Below are 4,189 nucleotides of genomic sequence, written 5' to 3'. Positions count from 1 at the left end.
CAGTGCACCATCGAGTCGGATGACCTCGCCGTTGAGGTAGTCGTTCTCGATGATGGAGGCGGCGAGCGCCCCGTACTCGGAGGGGCGGCCCATGCGCTTGGGGTGCGGGACCTGGGGGCCCCAGTAGGCCTCGAGCTGATCGCCGGACTTGCCGTAGGCGGGTGTCAGGATGGTGCCCGGGGCGATCGTCACGACGCGGATGCCCAGCGGGGACAGGTCGCGGGCCGCCACGAGGGTCATGCCGATGATGCCCCCCTTTGCGGCGGAGTAGGGAAGCTGCCCGATCTGGCCTTCGTAGCCTGCGACGGAGGCGGTGTTGATGATGACGCCCCGGGTGCCTTCATCGAGCGGCTCCTGCCTCGCGATCGCGGCCGCGGCCAGGCGCATCACGTTGAACGACGAGGTCAGGTAGGACTGGATCGTCACCGTGAACGCATCCAGTGCCATCGGGCTTCCGTCCTTGCCGACGAGTCGGCCGCCGCCGGCCGGGCCGCCGTGCGTGTCCACCGAGATCCGCAGCGGGGCCAGGGACTCGGCTTCGGCGATCGCCGCGTTGACGGACTCCTCGCTCATGGCGTCGGTCCGCACGTAGCGGACGCCCAGCTCGTCCTCCAGTGCCTTGCCCTTGTCGTCGGCCAGGTCGGCGACAACTACCTTCGCTCCGGCCCCGTGAAGACGGCGGACTGTGGCCTCGCCGAGGCCGCCCGCGCCACCGACGACGATTGCGGAACTACCGTTGATCTGCATCTCGATTTCCCTCCTTGCAACTTGTGCTCTCTTATTGAGAGAATAATGTTCTCATGAACATAGCAATGATCCTAGAGATGGCCGCAGCGAACGGCGATCGGGCGGTCGTGACCGTCGACGATCGTTCGCTGACAGCCCCGCAACTCCTCGACCTCGCCCGCCGCGCCGCTGATCGGTTCCGGGACAGTCCGGCCGTTCTATATCAGGGCGTCAACCATCTCGGCTATCCGGTCGCCCTGTTCGGGGCCGCTCTGGCCGGCGTCCCGTTCGTGCCACTCAACTACCGGCTCGGTGAGGAGCAGTTGACCGCCCTGCACGACCGCCATCCCGGCGCCGTGATCCTGCGCTCGGAGGACCTCGACGCACTCGTCGACCACGATCCGCCGCAGGCGGCACCCGAAGAGGTGGAGACGGCGCCATGGGACGGCGACAGCGTCGCCGTGATCATCTACACGAGCGGGACCACGGCCGACCCCAAGCCGGCGGTACTCCGCCATCGGCACCTGCTTGCGTACGTGCTGAACACGATGGAGTTCGCCTCGGCCGAGGAAACGGATGCGGCGTTGGTGGCGGTTCCGCCGTATCACATCGCCGGTCTGACGAACCTGCTGTCGAACCTGTACACCGGCCGCCGCGTGGTCTACCTGGCGGCGTTCGACGCACACGGCTGGCTCGAAACTGTTCGGCGCGAGGGAATCACCCACGCGATGCTGGTTCCGACGATGCTGGCGCGCATCGTCGCGGAACTGGGCGAGGACGCCGATGCGGCAACGCCCACGCTGCAGAGCCTGGCGTACGGCGGAGCGCGGACACCGAGGCCGGTTCTGGAGAAGGCACTGCGGAGCTTTCCCGACACCGGTTTCGTCAACGCCTACGGTCTGACCGAGACCGCATCGTCGGTGGCGGTTCTCTCGCCCGACGATCATCGCGCCGCGATCGCGTCCAGCGATCCGGCTGTGCGAGAGCGGCTCGGCTCGGTCGGCCGGCCGTTGCCGGGCATCGAGATCCGGGTCTGCACAGTGGAGGGTGATCCGGTGGCCGCCGGGGAGTCCGGACTGGTGTTCGTGCGCGGTGAGCAGATCTCCGGTGAGTACGGCGGACGCAGCGTGCTCGACGCGGACGGCTGGTTCGCCACCCGCGACCTCGGCCACCTCGACGCGGACGGCTATCTGTTCGTCGAGGGACGCGCCGACGACACGATCATCCGTGGCGGCGAGAACATCGCACCGGCGGAAATCGAGGACGTGTTGCTCGCCCATCCCGAGATCTCCGAGGCTGCGGTGATCGGAGTACCCGACGCCGAATGGGGACAGCGCATCGTGGCCGTCCTCGTCGGAAACGTCGACCCGGCCGAGATCACGCAGTGGGTCAAAGAGCGGCTGCGCTCTTCCAAGACGCCCGACACCGTGGTGTTCCGCACCGAACTACCGAAGACCGAAACAGGAAAACTACTGCGCCGCAAGCTTGTGGCCGAATTGGAGAATACCCATGCCTGAAGCAGTCATCGTTTCCGCGTTGCGCACCCCCATCGGTACCGCTGTCAAGGGAACGCTGCGCGACACCACCGCATACGAACTTGCCCACCACGTCGTCGCCGCCGCCGCGGAAGACCTCGACAAGAGTCTGATCGACGACGTGATCCTCGGTGAAGGCCTCTACGGCGGTGGCGTGGTGGCCAGGCACGCGGCGATCAAGGCCGGGCTGACGACGGTACCCGGGCAGGCACAGAACAGGCATTGTGCCGCTAGTCTGGCCGCGGTACAGAGCGCGGCGGCGAGCATCCGGGCAGGAATGGATGAACTCGTCATCGCCGGTGGCGTCAACTCGGCATCCACCGCGCCGAGATCGGTTCTCAAACTGGACGGGGAATGGGTGCCGTGGTTCCCGCCCACCCACCCCGAACAGGCGAATGCCCCGGGCATGGACATGTCGATCACCGTCGGATGGAACGCGGCTGTCAAGGCGGGCGTGACCCGCGAGGACATGGATGCCTGGGCGTTCAGATCGCACCGCAACGCCGTGCAGGCCATCGACGAGGGCCGGTTCAAGGAGGAGATCGTTCCCATCGAGACACCCCACGGTCTCTTCTCCGTCGACGAGCATCCCCGTCGGGACACCACTATGGAGAAGCTGGCCTCGCTGAAACCGATCCACCCCGAAATCGAAGGCTTCAGCATCACCGCGGGCAACGCCAGTGGAGGTAACGACGCCGCTGCTGTTCTATCGATCGCGAGCGACCGTCTCGGACTGCCCGCTCTGGCCACCGTCCGCTCGTGGGCGTCGGTCGGTATCGACCCCGCGCTGACCGGTCTGGCACCGGTGCAAGCGATCCCGAAAGCCCTCTCGCGCGCAGGTATTTCACTCGACGATGTCGATCTGTTCGAGATCAACGAGGCGTTCGCGGCGATGTGTGTCGCCACCATCAAGCTGCTCGACATCGATCCGGACAAGGTCAACGTCAGCGGCAGTGGTTGCAGCCTCGGACACCCGGTCGCCGCGACGGGTGCGCGGATGCTGGTGACGCTCGTGCACGAATTGCGCCGTCGTGGTGGCGGCATCGGGGTCGCGGCAATGTGCGCGGGCGGAGGAATGGGATCGGCCACGGTCATCGAGGTCCCCGCGCCGTGACTCGTCTCCACCCCGCGGGTGATGCCGTTGCAACGCTGAGTGTTCCGGAGCTGATCTCCGCCGCGCGCGCTGGTTCGGTGCGCGCGGCGGGGCGGCTGCTCAGCCTGGTCGAGAGCAGCCGCCGTGCGGAAGTGCTCGACTCGCTCGATGCGGTTCCCGCCCGGGTCGTCGGCGTGACGGGGCCGCCCGGCGCCGGTAAGTCGACAACCATCGGAGCGCTCGTCGGTGCGTACCGGAAGCGGGGCCTGCGGGTGGCGGTGCTCGCCGTCGACCCGTCCTCGCCCTACAGCGGTGGCGCACTGCTCGGCGACCGGATCAGGATGGCCGAGCACATCAACGACCCCGATGTGCTTATTCGTTCGGTGGCGACTCGCGGTCATCTGGGTGGGCTCGCCGCGGCGGTGCCTGCGGCGGTCCGGTTACTCGCCGCGCTGTCCTACGATCTGATCCTGCTGGAGACGGTCGGTGTCGGGCAATCCGAGATCGAGATCGCGGCCATTGCCGATCCGACCATCGTGATCCTCAATCCCGGTGCGGGAGATGCGATCCAGGCTGCCAAGGCGGGCCTGCTGGAGGTTGCGGATCTCCTTGTCGTCAACAAGGCCGACCGCGACGGTGCCGACCAGACCGTCCGGGACCTGCGGGCCGAAGCCCACGTTCCGATCCTCACCCTCATCGCGGCCCGCGGCAAGGGTGTGTCCGAACTGGTCGAGGCGATCGACGCCCACCAGCGTGCAGATACTCTCGCTCGGCGGACCGCCCGGGCCCGGTCCCAGATTCTCTCTCTGGCGCAGACCCGGTTGCGGACCCATCC

At 67.3% G+C, this 4,189-nt stretch carries 4 protein-coding genes; 3 read left to right on the top strand and 1 reads right to left on the bottom strand.

Annotation, left to right across the window (positions count from 1 at the left end; translation table 11 throughout):
• Nucleotides 1-747, bottom strand: a 747-nt coding sequence (locus WAW17_RS13095; protein WP_422333396.1) for an SDR family NAD(P)-dependent oxidoreductase, incomplete at its 3' end; no start/stop codon positions are given.
• 53 nt (nt 748-800) lie between these two features.
• On the opposite strand from WAW17_RS13095, the gene WAW17_RS13090 reads away from it, so the two are divergent.
• From WAW17_RS13090 to meaB, 3 genes are all read left to right on the top strand, one after another.
• Entirely contained in the window at nt 801-2,243 is a 1,443-nt protein-coding gene (locus WAW17_RS13090) for a class I adenylate-forming enzyme family protein (protein ID WP_422333395.1), read from the top strand.
• Nucleotides 2,236-3,375: a thiolase family protein gene (locus WAW17_RS13085; RefSeq protein ID WP_422333394.1), complete on the top strand. Its 1,140-nt coding sequence runs from the start codon at nt 2,236-2,238 to the stop codon at nt 3,373-3,375. Before WAW17_RS13090 ends, WAW17_RS13085 begins: the two co-directional genes overlap by 8 nt.
• Before the next feature lie 35 nt (nt 3,376-3,410).
• A partial coding sequence (gene meaB, locus WAW17_RS13080; protein WP_422333397.1) for a methylmalonyl Co-A mutase-associated GTPase MeaB occupies nt 3,411-4,189 on the top strand: 779 nt, incomplete at its 3' end.

The sequence above is a fragment of the Rhodococcus sp. (in: high G+C Gram-positive bacteria) genome, from assembly GCF_049286785.1.
In the GTDB taxonomy this organism is placed as follows: Bacteria; Actinomycetota; Actinomycetes; order Mycobacteriales; family Mycobacteriaceae; genus Rhodococcus_F.
This window is presented reverse-complemented; position numbering and strand designations above follow the sequence as displayed.